General features: G+C 60.1%; 15 protein-coding genes. 2 read left to right on the top strand and 13 right to left on the bottom strand.

The genetic code is table 11. The features are described from left to right. Positions 1-13: 13 nt before the first annotated feature. The 5 genes from NWV16_RS06525 to NWV16_RS06505 form a co-directional block, all read right to left on the bottom strand. Entirely contained in the window at positions 14-622 is a 609-nt protein-coding gene (locus NWV16_RS06525; RefSeq protein WP_260522403.1) for a phage baseplate assembly protein V, read from the bottom strand. Between the two features lie 3 nt (positions 623-625). Next, on the bottom strand, positions 626-1,147 hold the full coding sequence (locus NWV16_RS06520; protein WP_260522402.1) for a hypothetical protein: 522 nt from the start codon (positions 1,145-1,147) through the stop codon (positions 626-628). A gap of 72 nt (positions 1,148-1,219) precedes the next feature. After that, complete coding sequence (locus NWV16_RS06515) at positions 1,220-1,561, bottom strand: phage holin family protein (protein WP_065259216.1); 342 nt, start codon at positions 1,559-1,561, stop codon at positions 1,220-1,222. A gap of 186 nt (positions 1,562-1,747) precedes the next feature. After that, a complete protein-coding gene (locus NWV16_RS06510) occupies positions 1,748-1,936 on the bottom strand; it encodes a hypothetical protein (protein WP_260522401.1) in 189 nt (62 codons plus the stop codon). Between the two features lie 148 nt (positions 1,937-2,084). Further along, positions 2,085-2,828 carry a helix-turn-helix transcriptional regulator gene (locus tag NWV16_RS06505; protein WP_260522400.1) on the bottom strand — a complete coding sequence of 248 codons (744 nt, stop codon included), beginning with the start codon at positions 2,826-2,828 and terminating at the stop codon, positions 2,085-2,087. 201 nt (positions 2,829-3,029) lie between these two features. Here NWV16_RS06505 and mutS point away from each other — a divergent pair, with 201 nt between their 5' ends. Together mutS and fdxA are read left to right on the top strand one after the other, a co-directional pair. Next, positions 3,030-5,612, top strand: a complete 2,583-nt coding sequence (gene mutS, locus NWV16_RS06500) for a DNA mismatch repair protein MutS (RefSeq protein WP_260522399.1) — start codon at positions 3,030-3,032, stop codon at positions 5,610-5,612. Between the two features lie 163 nt (positions 5,613-5,775). Then, positions 5,776-6,099, top strand: coding sequence for a ferredoxin FdxA (gene fdxA / locus NWV16_RS06495; RefSeq protein ID WP_007924025.1), 324 nt, complete (start codon positions 5,776-5,778; stop codon positions 6,097-6,099). 512 nt (positions 6,100-6,611) lie between these two features. Here the strand turns inward: fdxA and rpoS are convergent. The 8 genes from rpoS to NWV16_RS06455 form a co-directional block, all read right to left on the bottom strand. Next, on the bottom strand, positions 6,612-7,619 hold the full coding sequence (rpoS, locus tag NWV16_RS06490) for an RNA polymerase sigma factor RpoS (RefSeq protein WP_260522398.1): 1,008 nt from the start codon (positions 7,617-7,619) through the stop codon (positions 6,612-6,614). A 106-nt stretch (positions 7,620-7,725) separates the two neighbouring features. Further along, positions 7,726-8,607 (bottom strand): peptidoglycan DD-metalloendopeptidase family protein, encoded by an 882-nt coding sequence (locus NWV16_RS06485; RefSeq protein ID WP_082302394.1) that lies wholly within the window; start codon positions 8,605-8,607, stop codon positions 7,726-7,728. Positions 8,608-8,818: 211 nt separating this feature from the next. After that, positions 8,819-9,454, bottom strand: coding sequence for a protein-L-isoaspartate(D-aspartate) O-methyltransferase (locus tag NWV16_RS06480; protein ID WP_169432601.1), 636 nt, complete (start codon positions 9,452-9,454; stop codon positions 8,819-8,821). 41 nt (positions 9,455-9,495) lie between these two features. Then, positions 9,496-10,245, bottom strand: a complete 750-nt coding sequence (gene surE, locus NWV16_RS06475) for a 5'/3'-nucleotidase SurE (protein ID WP_260522397.1) — start codon at positions 10,243-10,245, stop codon at positions 9,496-9,498. Further along, positions 10,233-11,291 (bottom strand): tRNA pseudouridine(13) synthase TruD, encoded by a 1,059-nt coding sequence (gene truD / locus NWV16_RS06470; protein WP_260522396.1) that lies wholly within the window; start codon positions 11,289-11,291, stop codon positions 10,233-10,235. The genes surE and truD overlap by 13 nt, the downstream gene beginning before the upstream one ends. After that, positions 11,288-11,761, bottom strand: coding sequence for a 2-C-methyl-D-erythritol 2,4-cyclodiphosphate synthase (ispF, locus tag NWV16_RS06465; RefSeq protein WP_042606995.1), 474 nt, complete (start codon positions 11,759-11,761; stop codon positions 11,288-11,290). The genes truD and ispF overlap by 4 nt, the downstream gene beginning before the upstream one ends. Positions 11,762-11,814: 53 nt before the next feature. Then, complete coding sequence (gene fghA, locus NWV16_RS06460; protein ID WP_260522395.1) at positions 11,815-12,660, bottom strand: S-formylglutathione hydrolase; 846 nt, start codon at positions 12,658-12,660, stop codon at positions 11,815-11,817. Positions 12,661-12,715: 55 nt separating this feature from the next. Next, positions 12,716-13,828 carry an S-(hydroxymethyl)glutathione dehydrogenase/class III alcohol dehydrogenase gene (locus tag NWV16_RS06455; protein WP_065259207.1) on the bottom strand — a complete coding sequence of 371 codons (1,113 nt, stop codon included), beginning with the start codon at positions 13,826-13,828 and terminating at the stop codon, positions 12,716-12,718. Between the last annotated feature and the right edge of the window lie 45 nt (positions 13,829-13,873).

Here is a 13,873-nt window from a genome sequence, read left to right as displayed (position 1 = left end):
GGAGGCTCTTGATTCAGGGGCTGATGACGCGACCCTGGTGATCCACCAACGGGCCGCTGAAGTGCACGCCCGAGGCGTCGATGGTCAGGCCGGTGGCGCCCAATTGCAGGGTGATCGCTTGCGCCGTCATCGCCAGCCGCGCCGGGCCGATACTCAGTTCCAGCGCTTCGCGAGAGCCGCTGAACGCGGCCGGGCCGTTTTGCCAGTGCAGGGTGTGAGAAGCGTCGTCGTAGCCGCTTTCGCTGCCATCGCCATGCACCCGTCGCGTCAGCGTGGGGATCGTCGCAGCGGGTGGAAAGCGGTCACTGTTCAAGCCGAACAACGCCACGCTTTGTGCACCGCTTTCGCCACTGCCGTAGTTGAACAGCAGACACTGTTCACCCACGCTGGGAATCCGCGATTCGCTCTGGGCGCCGGCGCTCGGGTTGAAGAACTTGATGGCCGGCGTGAGCAATCCACCGTGGCTGACCTTGCAGGTGTTGCTCGCAGCGTCGACCTCCTGACAAACGCCGATGCGGCAAAAACTCTCGGCGCGCCGATGCAAGTCTTCGATCTCCGCGTCCATCTCCGCCAGCCGTTCGATGATCGGGCCCAATTGCATCCGCAGTAACGCGTCGAACATCGGTCAGGCCTCCAGCGAGGTGTATTGGTCGGGGTCGTCGATGTCACTGACTTCCCAGGTGCGAGCGAATTTCGGTGTACCGAGCGGGTCGTCGAGCGAGGTCGGGCCGAGGTAGAGGGTCTGGTTGAATGTCAGGGTCCAGGCCTTGTTGGGCTGATCGGCGCGAATCGCCAGCGACGGCAAACCATCGATGTTCATGGGCAGATCGCACTGTTCGCCGGGCAGGCCCCAACGGTTGTCAGTGATCAGGTTTTTCAGGGCGGCGATCAGGTCACACGCGGCAAACGCCGTGGCGGAAAGCGCCGGAATGACTTGCAGCGAGAGTGTCAGCACATGGGCGATTCGCCCGTTGGCGGCGCGCTCTCCCGGTGCATTGCGTTCGATGTCGATCAGCACCCAGGCCTTGTCGCCGGGGGCCGTGAAGTCATCATGATTACCGACTTGCACGTTCAGGTCGATGTTGTTGCGCAAGACTGTCGCCATTGCGGTGAACAGCTGCGAAGGCTGCTGGATCGGTGCAGACATGCATGACCTCCTTTTCGAATGTCCACGCAAAATCCCGCCGCACAGCGTGCAGCGAGACAAGAAAGGGGTGGGTTACTGTGGATCGCGCGGTGGCGGAACTTCGCAGACGCCGATGCGCTTGGCGGCCCAGCGTTCGTAGAGACCGATGGCCACGTCGGCACCGGCCATTGCAGTGAGGCAACCGAAAGCGCCGGCGGCCCAGATCGACATGCCGGCAGCGTATAGCAGCATGATCGCCGAGACGCCGCAGATCATGCAGGCGCCGGAGCGCAGGGCCAGGCGTCGCAGCAGCGGCCAGCCGCGGGCGCCGTCCTTGTCGGCGCGCCACATTTCGCCGGACACCCCGCCCGCCACGGCAAGCAGGATGACCAGCCAGATCGGCATGTCCGCCAACGCTTGTTGCTCGTTTGTCATGTCACGCCTCCTGGTGTGATGGATGAGTGGTGTGTGTTGGGTTCAATCGTTTTCTCTTGAGGCAGGCATTCCAAAAAGCCCGGCATTTCACCGGGCTTTTCAGTAATGCGCTCCTTCGCCTTCCTTCAATCCTGTGTTCGTGAAGGAAGCTGACTTTTCGGCGCTACTGGCGCGGTACGAGTCCATTCAAATTGTTTTTCCGACCGCGGTCCCTGCCCGCCGGATAACTGCTTCTGGTGCTTTACGCTGCACACCCGGGTCAGTTGCCAACCCTCTGAACCGTTGAGGCCGGTTCATCGCTGCCTGTTCTTGTGGAACTAAAGAGCGGTTGTTGCCAGCCGCTTTGTCGAGCGGCTTGGTGGCAAGAATATGCATGTATGCATATCCAGTCAATGCGCAAATGCATTTATTTATGCATGAGAATTGCGCAGATGCATGGAAGCCCCGCCAAACAAGGGTTGTCCGGTTTTCTGCAGGCGAAAAAAAACCCGCCGTGGGCGGGTTTTATCTGAGAGAGGGATCGTTACCGGGCGTACATGCCCCACCAGAAGACATGACCGAGGATGACGATCTGCTCTTCCTGCATGTCCTGGAAGCTGTAGTCCTCGTCCGGATGCTCGTCGCGATTGAAGCTGCGCAGGCGGATACCGGTGGGCAGGCGATAGAGCTGTTTCACCCGCAACTGGCCGTTGTGGTTGATCGCGTACAGGTCGCCATCGATGATGTCGCCGATCCCGCACTTGCCCGCGTTGACCCCGACGGTGGCGCCGTCACGCAGCACCGGCAACATGCTGTTGCCCCGTACGGTCACGCATTTGGCCTGGTCGAACTGCACGCCGTTATGGCGCAGGCTGCGCTTGCCAAAGCGCAGGCTGGAGCGTTCGCTCTCTTCGATGACGAATCTTCCTGATCCAGCAGCCAATTCAACCTCGCGAAGAAAGGGCACCGACACTTCGTCGTCGTCGACGGGCGTGTCATCGTCCCACAGGCTTATGTCCTTGAGTTCGGAATGCAACGGCTCGCGCCCGCCGCCAGCGACCGGGGCGACTTCCGCGCGCCCGCGCAACTGATCGGTGCTCACGGCGAAGTACTCGGCGATCTTCGAGATGTGTTTATCCGAAGGATCGACGATCTTCCCGCTGAGAATCCGCGAGAGAGTGGATTGAGGCACGCCGGTGCGACGGTGGAGCTCCGTGGGGGAGATCCCGTGCTGGTCGAGCAGTGCTCTTAAGACGGTAGATACGTTGCGTTTTTGCATAACGCGCATAGTGCTTGAAGTTTTTTCGGAAGACAAATGCTGATTTGCATAAATCGTGCATAGTCGACCTTTTTGCGCCAGATAGATGTCACCGGGCCGCGATGCCTGCGTCCGACAGACCGCCCATGGTAACCTTGCGCCCATCGCGGAAAAGCCCGGCCACGGCCTCGCTTTTGCCCCACATCTTCCAACGAGTTACCTGACAATCCGATGAATAAAGCCGTCTCCGACCTGTCCTCCCACACTCCGATGATGCAGCAATACTGGCGCCTGAAGAATCAGCATCCGGACCAGCTGATGTTCTACCGCATGGGCGACTTCTACGAGATCTTCTACGAAGACGCGAAGAAAGCGGCCAGGTTGCTGGACATCACCCTGACCGCTCGCGGGCAGTCGGCGGGGCAGGCAATTCCTATGTGCGGGATTCCATATCACGCGGCGGAAGGCTATCTGGCGAAACTGGTCAAGCTCGGCGAATCGGTGGTGATCTGCGAACAGGTCGGCGATCCGGCCACCAGTAAAGGGCCAGTAGAGCGTCAGGTGGTGCGGATCATCACCCCGGGCACGGTCAGCGATGAGGCATTGCTCGATGAGCGTCGCGACAACCTGATCGCAGCAGTGCTGGGCGATGAGCGTCTGTTCGGCCTGGCAGTGCTGGACATCACCAGCGGCAACTTCACGGTGTTGGAGATCAAAGGCTGGGAGAACCTGTTGGCGGAGCTGGAGCGAGTCAATCCGGTGGAGCTGCTGATCCCGGATGACTGGCCGAAAGATCTGCCGGCGGAAAAACGCCGTGGCGTTCGTCGCCGTGCGCCGTGGGATTTCGAGCGCGACTCGGCGCTGAAAAGTCTTTGCCAGCAATTCTCCACCCAGGACCTGAAAGGCTTCGGCTGCGAAACCCTGACCCTGGCCATCGGTGCCGCCGGTTGCCTGCTGGCCTACGCCAAGGAAACCCAGCGCACCGCCCTGCCCCACTTGCGCAGTCTGCGCCATGAACGCCTGGATGACACCGTGGTGCTGGACGGCGCCAGCCGTCGCAACCTGGAACTCGACACCAACCTGGCCGGTGGCCGCGACAACACCCTGCAATCGGTGGTCGATCGCTGCCAGACCGCCATGGGCAGCCGCTTGCTGACGCGCTGGCTCAATCGCCCGTTGCGTGATCTGACCGTGCTGCTGGCGCGCCAGACTTCGATCCGTTGCCTGCTCGACGGTTACCGCTTCGAAAGACTGCAGCCGCAGCTCAAGGAAATCGGCGACATCGAACGGATTCTGGCGCGGATCGGCCTGCGCAATGCCCGCCCTCGCGACCTCGCTCGTCTGCGTGACGCACTGGGCGCGCTGCCGGAACTGCAAGGGGCGATGACCGATCTGGAAGCGCCGCACCTGCAACGCCTGGCGACTATCACCAGCACTTATCCGGAACTGGCGGCGCTGCTGGAAAAAGCCATCATCGACAACCCGCCTGCGGTCATCCGTGACGGCGGCGTGCTGAAAACCGGTTACGACAGCGAACTCGACGAACTGCAATCACTGAGCGAAAACGCCGGCCAGTTCCTGATCGATCTGGAAGCCCGGGAAAAGGCCCGCACCGGTCTGGCCAACCTTAAAGTCGGCTACAACCGTATTCACGGCTACTTCATCGAATTGCCGAGCAAGCAGGCCGAATCGGCACCGGCAGATTACATCCGCCGTCAGACCCTCAAGGGCGCCGAGCGCTTCATCACTCCCGAGCTGAAAGAGTTCGAAGACAAGGCGCTGTCGGCCAAGAGCCGCGCCCTGGCTCGCGAAAAGATGCTTTACGAAGCGCTGCTGGAAGATTTGATCGACCAGTTGCCGCCGTTGCAGGACACCGCAGGAGCGCTGGCTGAACTGGACGTGCTGAGCAACCTTGCCGAACGCGCACTGAATCTCGACCTGAATTGCCCGACCTTCGTCAACGAACCTTGCATGCGTATCACCCAGGGTCGTCACCCGGTGGTCGAGCAGGTGCTGACCACGCCGTTCGTGGCCAACGACCTGAGCCTGGACGACAGCACCCGGATGCTGGTGATCACCGGCCCGAACATGGGCGGTAAATCCACCTATATGCGCCAGACTGCATTGATTGTGCTGCTGGCTCACATCGGCAGCTTCGTGCCGGCAGCCAGCTGTGAACTGTCGCTGGTAGACCGGATTTTCACGCGGATCGGCTCCAGCGATGACCTGGCGGGCGGCCGCTCGACCTTCATGGTGGAAATGAGCGAAACCGCCAATATCCTGCACAACGCTACCGAGCGCAGCCTGGTGTTGATGGACGAGGTCGGCCGCGGAACCAGCACCTTCGACGGTCTGTCCCTGGCATGGGCGGCAGCCGAACGTCTGGCGCATTTGCGCGCCTATACTCTATTTGCAACGCACTATTTCGAGCTGACCGTGTTGCCGGAAGCCGAGCCTGTGGTGGCCAACGTGCACCTCAACGCCACCGAGCACAACGAGCGAATCGTGTTCCTGCACCACGTGCTGCCTGGACCGGCCAGCCAAAGCTACGGCCTGGCGGTGGCACAATTGGCCGGCGTACCGAACGAGGTCATCACCCGTGCGCGTGAACACTTGCGCCGCCTGGAAGATACCGCACTGCCCCATGAAGCGCCGAAACCGGCGGCCAAAGGCAAACCGGCGACGCCACAGCAGAGCGATATGTTCGCCAGTCTGCCGCACCCGGTGCTGGACGAACTGGCCAAACTGGATCTGGATGACGTAACACCACGTCGCGCGCTCGAAATGCTATATGCACTGAAGAACCGGATATAAGCACTGAAGAAGCGGATATAACGCAAACGGCTTCAAGCTGTTAGAATCTCGCGCGGTTCGGGATGCTGTCGGCTATTAGCCTGGCCGACAGACATCGCTCCCGAACCTGGCGACCCCAACCGTGAAGGGGCAACGCTGCCGCCGCCTGAGGAGAAAATTAGAAATGACCTTCGTCGTCACCGACAACTGCATCAAGTGCAAGTACACCGACTGCGTAGAAGTCTGTCCGGTGGACTGCTTTTACGAAGGCCCGAACTTCCTGGTGATTCACCCGGATGAATGCATCGACTGCGCACTGTGCGAACCTGAATGCCCGGCCGTCGCCATTTTCTCCGAGGACGAGGTTCCGGAAGAAATGCAGGAATTCATCCAGCTGAACGTTGAACTGGCCGAAATCTGGCCGAACATCACCGAAAAGAAAGATTCGCTTCCGGACGCCGAAGAATGGGATGGGGTCAAAGGCAAGATCAAAGACCTCGAACGCTGATTACTCCCGCGTTCACGCAAAAGGCCCCACGAGGGCCTTTTTGCTTTTCTGCGTCTTGCTTTTCTACAGACAAAAAAAAGGGGCGGTTTGACCCGCCCACATTTTTTCCCTATTCCCTGTGTTCCTTTTCATCGTCCTGATGAATCGCGTCCTGCGATGTCCATTCCCCTCTTCCTTGAAGGGCGTGTCTATCCGTCGACACACCCCGAATACTAAAGAGTTCCCTGGCTCGAGCAACCGGCCCGTTCCGGTAAAACGTCGTGTCATAAGCATTTAACATCTAAAAATATTCATATTAATCAGTAGCTTAAAAGCACGCTTACAGATCAATGGATGTCCTCCGCAGTGTAAAAATAACGAACACTTACGAAAGAGTAAGCCAGGGCTTACACCGAGAGACTACAAACCCGGGAACAGATGACCGTCCGTCATGATCCGAAAAGCGTGTCAAAGCCAGGCAGCAAAAAGCCCCGAACGGATCGGGGCTTTTTGGGGGCGAGCAGGCGAAACGCTTACTGAAACAGCGACTCGCTCGACAGGCCATTCTTCTCCAGGATCTCGCGCAGACGCTTGAGGCCTTCCACCTGGATCTGTCTGACCCGCTCCCGGGTCAAGCCGATCTCGAGGCCCACATCTTCCAGCGTGCTGCTCTCGTGACCGCGCAGGCCGAAGCGGCGGACCACCACCTCGCGTTGCTTGTCGGTCAGCTCCGAAAGCCACTGATCGATGCTCTGCGACAGATCGTCATCCTGAAGCAGTTCGCACGGATCGGTCGGACGGTCATCCGTGAGGGTGTCCAGCAGGGTTTTATCCGAATCCGGACCCAGCGAGACGTCGACCGAAGAAACCCGCTCGTTCAGGCCCAGCATGCGCTTGACCTCGCCCACCGGTTTTTCCAGCAGGTTGGCGATTTCTTCGGGTGAAGGTTCGTGATCGAGCTTTTGCGTCAACTCCCGTGCGGCCCGCAGGTACACGTTGAGCTCCTTGACCACATGGATCGGCAGCCGGATGGTCCGGGTCTGATTCATGATCGCGCGCTCGATGGTCTGACGGATCCACCAGGTCGCGTAGGTCGAGAAGCGGAAGCCGCGCTCGGGATCGAACTTTTCCACCGCCCGGATCAGCCCGAGGTTGCCCTCTTCGATCAGATCCAGCAGCGACAGCCCCCGATTGACGTAACGCCGGGCGATCTTGACCACCAGCCGCAGGTTACTTTCGATCATGCGCTTGCGCCCGGCAGGATCGCCACTTTGCGACAGTCGCGCAAAATGAACTTCCTCCTCCGGGGAGAGCAGTGGGGAAAAGCCGATTTCGTTGAGATACAGCTGCGTGGCATCGAGTGCCCGAGTGTAGTCGATGTATTTGTGTTGCTTGAGTGAAGCGGAGTGTTTGGATTTGGCACGAACGGAAGGTGGAGCAGCCCCTTCATCATTCGACATCGAATCCGAATCGATGGCGGTCTCCATCAGGAGAACCTCATCGTCGATGTCAAACTCCGGCACTTCTTTACTGAGAGCCATTGTTATAGTCCTTTGGTGAGTTCGACCCCAAGCTCAAGCGGCGCCTTTATCCTTGGCAACGCTGGAGCCTGTCCCCTCTACGCGACGGAACAGGCTGGTCTGCAAATCAACGTCTTGGCAGGAACTGCAGCGGATCTACAGGTTTACCTTGTCGGCGAATCTCAAAATGCAGTTTCACCCGGTCCGTACCCGTTGACCCCATTTCGGCAATTGTCTGTCCGACCTTGACCTGCTGCCCCTCCCGTACCAACAGCCGACGGTTGTGTCCGTAAGCACTGACGTAGGTTTCGCTGTGTTTGATGATGACCAATTCGCCGTAGCCCCTTAAGCCACTCCCGGCGTAAACCACCGTCCCATCAGACGCAGCTAAAACAGGCTGTCCCAAATCTCCGGCGATATCAATTCCTTTATTCAAACTACCGTTTGAAGAGAATTTACCAATCAGAATGCCATTAGATGGCCATCCCCAGCCGGTCGGGGCCGGGCCCGGAGGAGGCAATGGAGCCGGTGCCGGCTTGTTGGCGACGGACGGTACAACCGTCGTGGAAGCGGCCCCGGAACCGGTGGTTGTGGTGGTCGTCGTGCCATTCGCCTGGCGCCGGATTATCGTGGTTTTGCTGGACGAGGACGGTGCAGAACCGCTGTTGCTCACCACCGCTGTCGGCGTTGAACCCGGGCGGCCGTCGAAGCGAATTGTCTGACCCGGGTGGATCGTGTACGGCGTAGGAATGTTGTTCCGGGCAGCGAGGGCTTTGTAGTCCCAGCCGTAGCGAAACGCGATGGAAAACAGTGTGTCACCCGGACGGACTACATACTGCCCGGTCGTCACTGTAGGACGCTGGGCCACCGCGTTGTTGCGATCCACGACCCGCACGTTGTTCGATTTAGTGCTGGAGCAACCGACCAGCAAGGTGCTCAAGACAAGGCCAGTCACCAGGCGCTGAAAGCTCGTGTTACCCATACGCTGCGCAATGACTGTGAGACTCACCCGCCGCTCCCTTTGTGGTGGCTGAAAAATGTGGATGGCCGGTTCCGGCCTGTAACGTCGCAAGTATAACGGGCGAATCCGGCTTTACCTTTAATGAAGCGTTATCGCCCGGCGCACACGTTTGCTCATGGATGATGAATTCCGTTTAAACAATCGGTGCCGCTGTAAGACAGGTGCACTCGCAAGGAATTCAGCGCCGAAAAACAAATGCTCAGGCCAGCGGCCCGTTGAGCAATGGCACGAAGCGCACCGCTCCGAGAACGTGTCGCGAGAAGCCGTTTTCTTCGCGCACGATCAACATCAATTGCTGAACCTCGCCCGAGCCGACCGGAATGACCATTCGCCCGCCCGGTGCCAACTGATCGAGCAGCGCCTGCGGAACATCGGTCGCCACGGCCGTCACGATGATGCCGTTGTAAGGCGCCAGTGCCGGCCAGCCTTCCCAGCCATCGCCCCAGCGGAACACCACGTTACGCAGGTTGAGTTCAACCAGCCTTTCCTTGGCCCGGTCCTGCAGCACCTTGATCCGCTCGACGGAGAACACCCGTTCGACCAGTTGCGACAACACCGCCGTCTGGTAACCGGAACCGGTGCCGATCTCCAGTACCTTGTCCAGCGGACCCGCTTCGAGCAACAACTCGCTCATGCGGGCCACCATATAAGGCTGGGAGATGGTCTGGTTGTGGCCGATCGGCAGCGCGGTGTCTTCATAGGCACGGTGCGCCAGCGCTTCGTCGACGAAGAGATGGCGCGGCGTGCGGCGGATCACTTCCAGCACATTGGCGTTGGACAAGCCTTCTTCATAGAGACGCTGGATCAGGCGTTCACGGGTTCGCTGGGAGGTCATCCCGATACCGCTGCGCAACCGGTCGTCTTGTTCACGAGCCATCAGTCGAGCCCCTCCAGCCAGCCGTCGAGACTTCTGAACGCATCATTGAAGGTGCGATCGAGCATCAACGGAGTGATGGAAACGTAACCCTGCATCACTGCATGAAAATCGGTGCCCGGCCCGCCGTCCTCTGCGTCTCCGGCGGCGGCGATCCAGTAACCGGCCTTGCCGCGGGGATCGACCACTTTCATCGGCGCTGCCGCACGGGCGCGGTGCCCGAGGCGGGTCAATTGAATGCCGCGAATGTGATCGATCGGCAGATTGGGAATGTTCACGTTCAGTACCGTACGCGGTGGCAGATCGAGCCCCGCATGGGCCTGGACCAGCTTGCGCGCAAAGTGGGCGGCCGTGGGCAGATTGTCCACCTGCCGGGAAACCAGCGAGAAGGCGAACGATGGACGTTCGAGAAAACGCCCCTCGAGGGCTGCCGCCACCGTTCCGGAATACAACACGTCGTCACCCAGGTTGGCGCCGAGGTTGATGCCCGAAACCACCATGTCCGGTTCGCGCTCCAGCAGGCCGTTGAGCCCCAGATGCACGCAGTCGGTCGGCGTACCGTTGAGACTGATGAAGCCATTGTCCAGGTATTGCGGGTGCAGAGGACGATCCAGCGTCAGCGAACTGCTGGCGCCGCTTTTGTCCTGCTCCGGGGCGATAACCACGCATTCGGTGTAATCCGCCAGCGCAGCGTAAAGCGCGGCGAGACCGGGTGCGGTTACCCCATCATCATTTGAAATCAGAATACGCATGGGCTGTCCGTCTGCCCCACCGGCACCAGATCAACGAGTTCACGCACCAATGCGGTGGCGAAGCATCCGGCCGGGAGGACGAATTCCAGTTGCAGAATGTCAGGCTCGGGATAATGCCACGTCAACCCGCCAATGGGCAGCCGCAGGATACGACGTTCGTGGCTCATACCGGCATTAATCAACCAATCGCGCAGATCCGCCTCGCGTGCGGCGATCGCCTGCTCCAGATCATGGACAGCACCGGCGGCCGGTGAGTCACCTTCGCCCCACTGGGGGCCGGTCGGATGCAGATCGAGAATCGCCAGGCGCGGGTCACTGCACTCGGCTTCACCTGCCGGGAAAAAGCTGCGGCTGTCGGTGAACGCCAGCAGATCGCCGACCTGGGCGCGCTGCCAGGTGCCATCGGCAACACGCGCCGCCAGCACCTGGTTGAACAGAAAACTGCGTGCGGCCGACAGCAGGCGCGAACGCACATTGCGCTGCTCCGGCAGAGCCTTGCGCGCCGCCCATGAACGGGCATCGACGACATTGCCGCCATCATGGCCGAAACGCTGAGCGCCGAAGTAGTTCGGGATACCTTGTTTGGCGATCAGTTGCAGACGCGCGTCGATGGCGGCTTTGTCGCCATTGAACTGGGTCAGGCGCAAGGTGAAACCGTTGGCCGAATGCGCACCGCGCTGCAGCTTGCGCTTGTGACGGGTGGTCTTGAGGATCTTCAGCGTGTCGTTTTCCGCTGCCGACAGATCCGGATCGGCCTTGCCCGGCAGTTGCACGCTGAACCACTGGCGAGTCAGTGCCTGACGGTCTTTCAGGCCGGCATAGCTGACCGTGCGCAGCGGCACGCCGGCTGCCCTGGCGATACGTCGTGCGGCCTCTTCAGTGTTCAGGCCGCGCTTTTCCACCCAGATCCACAGATGCTCGCCGTCACCGCTGAACGGAATGTCGAGCACCTCATCGACCTGGAAATCTTCGGCGATGGCTTTCAGCACTGCGGTGCCGAGAACGTCGCCATAGGCCCGCGGGCCGAGCAGTTGCAGTTCGTTCATGCGCGCAGCAACAAGGCAACGGAATGCACGGCGATGCCCTCTTCGCGACCGACGAAGCCGAGCTTCTCGGTGGTGGTGGCTTTCACGTTCACTTGATCCAGTTCTACTTGCAGATCCGCGGCAATCAGCGCGCGCATCGATTCGATATGGGGAGCCATTTTCGGGGCCTGGGCAACGATGGTGTTGTCGACATTGCCGATTTTCCAGCCCTTGGCGTGGATCAGGCTGACCACATGGCGCAACAGCACACGGCTGTCGGCACCCTTGAATTGCGGGTCGGTGTCCGGGAAATGCTTGCCGATATCACCCAGCGCGGCCGCCCCAAGCAAGGCATCGCTCAACGCATGCAGCAGGACGTCACCATCGGAGTGAGCGAGCAGCCCGAAGCCGTGTGCGATTCGCACGCCGCCCAGAGTAATGAAATCGCCTTCAGCGAAACGGTGCACATCATAGCCGTGGCCAATACGCATAAAAAAACGCCCCGAATTTTGTCAGGGCGTGATTCTACCTGCTTTGTCAGGCGTTAGGCGCCTAGAGCGCGTGCGTGATGCTGCAAGTGGTCGTCAATGAAGCTCGCGATGAAGAAATAGCTGTGGTCGTAGCCTGGTTGCAGGCGCAACGTCAGCGGATGCCCCGCCTGTTTTGCCGCTTGTTGCAGGGCTTCGGGCTTGAGCTGGGTGGCGAGAAAATCATCACGATCACCCTGATCGACCAGCAATGGCAGTTTCTCGTGCGCCTCCGCGATCAAGGCGCAGGCATCCCATTCGCGCCATTTCGACCGGTCTTCGCCCAGATAACGGGAGAATGCCTTCTGCCCCCACGGGCAATCCATCGGGTTGTTGATCGGCGAAAACGCCGACACCGACCGGTAGCGCCCCGGATTGCGCAACGCGCATACCAATGCACCGTGACCGCCCATGGAGTGACCGCTGATGCTGCGCTTGTCCGAGGCCGGGAAATGGGCCTCAACCAGTGAAGGCAATTCCTGCACGACATAGTCATGCATCCGATAATGCCGCGACCACGGCTCCTGCGTGGCATTCACATAGAACCCGGCACCGAGGCCGAAATCCCATGCGCCATCCGGATCACCCGGTACCTCGGCGCCACGGGGACTGGTGTCCGGCGCCACGATGATCAACCCCAGTTCTGCGGCCATGCGCATGGCGCCGGCCTTCTGCATGAAGTTCTCGTCCGTGCAGGTCAGGCCCGACAACCAGTACAGCACTGGCAGTTTGCCGCCCTGCTCTGCCTGCGGCGGCAGGTACACGGCGAACACCATGTCACAGCCCAATACGTCGGAACGATGGCGATAGCGCTTGTGCCAGCCGCCGAAACTTTTCTGACAGGAGATGTTTTCCAGATTCATGTAGGACTCCTACGCAACCACGGCTGCACATTGGCAGCCGTGGCATCGCGATTGATCAGAAATGAATGACGGTACGGATGCTTTTGCCTTCGTGCATCAGGTCAAAGGCCTTGTTGATGTCTTCCAGGCCCATGGTGTGGGTGATGAAGGTATCCAGCGGGATTTCGCCGCTCTGCGCCATGTCGACATAGCTTGGCAATTCGGTACGACCACGCACGCCGCCAAACGCCGAACCACGCCAGACACGACCGGTCACCAGCTGGAACGGACGGGTGGCGATTTCCTGGCCGGCACCGGCCACGCCGATGATCACCGACTCGCCCCAACCCTTATGGCAGCACTCGAGGGCTGCGCGCATCAGTTGCACGTTGCCAATGCATTCGAAGGAGAAGTCGACACCGCCATCGGTCATGTCGACGATCACTTCCTGGATCGGACGATCGAAGTCCTTCGGATTCACACAGTCGGTAGCACCCAGTTGCCGGGCGATTTCGAACTTGGCCGGGTTGATGTCGATGGCAATGATGCGCGAGGCCTTGGCCTTCACTGCACCAATCACGGCCGACAGACCGATGCCGCCGAGACCGAAGATCGCCACGGTGTCGCCCGGTTTGACCTTGGCGGTGTTGATCACCGCACCGATACCGGTGGTCACGCCGCAACCGAGCAGGCAGACCTTTTCCAGCGGTGCATCCTTGGAGATCTTCGCCACCGAGATTTCCGGCAGTACGGTGTACTCGGAGAAGGTCGAAGTACCCATGTAGTGGAAAATCGTTTGACCCTTGTAGGAAAAACGCGAAGTCCCATCCGGCATCAGGCCTTTACCCTGAGTGGCGCGAATCGCTTGGCACAGGTTGGTCTTGCCCGACTTGCAGAATTTGCACTGGCCGCATTCCGGGGTGTACAGCGGGATCACGTGGTCGCCGACGGCGACCGAGGTCACGCCCTCGCCGATCGCTTCGACGATGGCGCCACCTTCATGGCCGAGGATCGACGGGAAGATACCTTCCGGGTCAGCACCGGACAGGGTGTAGGCGTCAGTGTGACAAACCCCGGAAGCCACCACGCGCAGCAACACTTCACCAGCCTTGGGCATGGCGACATCCACTTCTACGATTTCCAGCGGCTTTTTGGCCTCGAAGGCAACGGCGGCGCGGGACTTGATCATGCTGACTCTCCAGTGAATCCATTGAATAAAAAACCAGACCGCCAG

The sequence above is a fragment of the Pseudomonas sp. BW7P1 genome (assembly GCF_024981055.1).
Taxonomy (GTDB): domain Bacteria; phylum Pseudomonadota; class Gammaproteobacteria; order Pseudomonadales; family Pseudomonadaceae; genus Aquipseudomonas; species Aquipseudomonas bananamidigenes.
The sequence above is the reverse complement of the archived record's forward strand: the minus strand, read 5'-3'. Positions and strand labels throughout refer to the sequence as shown.

Excerpts from the sequence above, each read along its gene's own strand:
- NWV16_RS06525 (WP_260522403.1), bottom strand. The coding sequence starts at position 622 with ATGTTCGACGCGTTACTGCGGATGCAATTGGGCCCGATCATCGAACGG.
- NWV16_RS06520 (WP_260522402.1), bottom strand. The coding sequence starts at position 1,147 with ATGTCTGCACCGATCCAGCAGCCTTCGCAGCTGTTCACCGCAATGGCG.
- NWV16_RS06515 (WP_065259216.1), bottom strand. The coding sequence starts at position 1,561 with ATGACAAACGAGCAACAAGCGTTGGCGGACATGCCGATCTGGCTGGTC.
- NWV16_RS06510 (WP_260522401.1), bottom strand. The coding sequence starts at position 1,936 with ATGCATATTCTTGCCACCAAGCCGCTCGACAAAGCGGCTGGCAACAAC.
- NWV16_RS06505 (WP_260522400.1), bottom strand. The coding sequence starts at position 2,828 with ATGCGCGTTATGCAAAAACGCAACGTATCTACCGTCTTAAGAGCACTG.
- mutS (WP_260522399.1), top strand. The coding sequence starts at position 3,030 with ATGAATAAAGCCGTCTCCGACCTGTCCTCCCACACTCCGATGATGCAG.
- fdxA (WP_007924025.1), top strand. The coding sequence starts at position 5,776 with ATGACCTTCGTCGTCACCGACAACTGCATCAAGTGCAAGTACACCGAC.
- rpoS (WP_260522398.1), bottom strand. The coding sequence starts at position 7,619 with ATGGCTCTCAGTAAAGAAGTGCCGGAGTTTGACATCGACGATGAGGTT.
- NWV16_RS06480 (WP_169432601.1), bottom strand. The coding sequence starts at position 9,454 with ATGACCTCCCAGCGAACCCGTGAACGCCTGATCCAGCGTCTCTATGAA.
- surE (WP_260522397.1), bottom strand. The coding sequence starts at position 10,245 with ATGCGTATTCTGATTTCAAATGATGATGGGGTAACCGCACCCGGTCTC.
- truD (WP_260522396.1), bottom strand. The coding sequence starts at position 11,291 with ATGAACGAACTGCAACTGCTCGGCCCGCGGGCCTATGGCGACGTTCTC.
- ispF (WP_042606995.1), bottom strand. The coding sequence starts at position 11,761 with ATGCGTATTGGCCACGGCTATGATGTGCACCGTTTCGCTGAAGGCGAT.
- fghA (WP_260522395.1), bottom strand. The coding sequence starts at position 12,660 with ATGAATCTGGAAAACATCTCCTGTCAGAAAAGTTTCGGCGGCTGGCAC.
- NWV16_RS06455 (WP_065259207.1), bottom strand. The coding sequence starts at position 13,828 with ATGATCAAGTCCCGCGCCGCCGTTGCCTTCGAGGCCAAAAAGCCGCTG.